Origin of the sequence: Wolbachia pipientis, from assembly GCF_023661085.1 — a bacterium.
In the GTDB taxonomy this organism is placed as follows: domain Bacteria; phylum Pseudomonadota; class Alphaproteobacteria; order Rickettsiales; family Anaplasmataceae; genus Wolbachia.
In genome coordinates this window covers 1-1,261 of the sequence record NZ_JAHDJT010000172.1, presented here as the reverse complement: position 1 = coordinate 1,261, position 1,261 = coordinate 1, and the positions used below count along the sequence as shown (strand labels likewise).

At 37.0% G+C, this 1,261-nt stretch carries 1 protein-coding gene and 1 tRNA gene; both read left to right on the top strand.

The window, feature by feature from the left end; translation table 11 throughout:
- Window positions 1-234 precede the first annotated feature (234 nt).
- Window positions 235-307: transfer RNA gene (locus DM84_RS05945), tRNA-Val, on the top strand.
- A gap of 24 nt (window positions 308-331) precedes the next feature.
- The gene (locus tag DM84_RS05940; protein WP_250779081.1) at window positions 332-1,228 is read left to right on the top strand and encodes a cation diffusion facilitator family transporter; all 897 of its coding nucleotides are present in this window, start codon (window positions 332-334) and stop codon (window positions 1,226-1,228) included.
- Window positions 1,229-1,261 lie beyond the last annotated feature (33 nt).

Below are 1,261 nucleotides of genomic sequence, written 5' to 3'. Positions count from 1 at the left end.
CCAAAAAATACCTCTAGTTTTTTACTGAATTTTGTCATTGAACCTGCAGATCAGAACCAAGTTTCGAGTCAGAAATACCCCTGTTGCTATAATAAGGGCGCTGAAGGAATTTGTCAAGTAGTTTTTTCGTTCCTGGAGATGTGCCCAGCGCGTTGTTAAAAGCTATGCGAAAAATCAATAGTTTAAAAGCAAATTGACTTTCATCCTATTGAAGCACTATACTAAAGCCACAATGGGTAATTAGCTCAGTTGGCAGAGCACTTGCTTGACGTGCAAGCGGTCGCTGGTTCGAGTCCAGTGTTACCCATTTTTGTTCGTTAAAAGATTTTATATGGCAGTGGTACACAATGGTAAACACTCAGCAGCAGAGTCCAAACGCTTAATCTATTCCATAATAATAGTCGCAATAACAATGCTCATGGAGATAGTGGGTGGAATAATTTCACATTCGCTTGCTCTGCTATCAGATGCAGGACATATGCTCACTGACCTCTTTGCTTTAGTCTTAAGTTGGGTGGCGCACAGGTTTTCAGCTAAGAAATCTGACCTACAAAGATCATACGGGTACCATCGGTTGCAGATAATCGCAGCATTTGTCAATGGTTTAACTCTATTTCTCATTGCAGCAATCATCATAATTGAGTCAATAAAGAGATTCATTTTCCCAGTCAATGTTGAGTGGCAAATAATGTTAATGATTGCCACACTTGGTCTGATTGCTAATATTGTAGTCTTTTTTGTATTACACAGTAAATGCGAAAGCAACATAAACATAAAAAGCGCCGTACTGCACGTTATAGGAGACATTTTAGGTTCTGTAGCTGCTATACTTGCATCCATAATTATCATGTTTACTGGATGGCAAATAGTAGATCCAATATTATCAGTATTTGTTAGCGTAATAATTCTAAACAGTGGCTATAAAATTCTTAAGAATTCCTGCCATATACTCCTTGAAGGTACACCTGAAGGTATCTCTGCTGAGGAAATAAAAAGTGAGATTGTGTCCAAGCTACCTGAAGTGATAGATGCGCACCATATACATGCATGGTCATTGTCTGATAATTATTTCATAATAACTATGCACGCTAAAATTAAGCGAAGCGTGCAACACACTGATATTTTGTATGGAATAAAAAAAATATTGCTGAATAAGTTTGAAATAGCACACTCTACAGTTGAAATTGAATATGACGAGTGTGCGGATGATAAGATACTTAAACATTGACATTTAAAACCATTATTATGAAAATTTAGTGTA

Bases quoted from the DNA above. Each gene is read 5' to 3' on its own strand.
- DM84_RS05940 (WP_250779081.1), top strand. From the start codon at position 332: ATGGCAGTGGTACACAATGGTAAACACTCAGCAGCAGAGTCCAAACGC.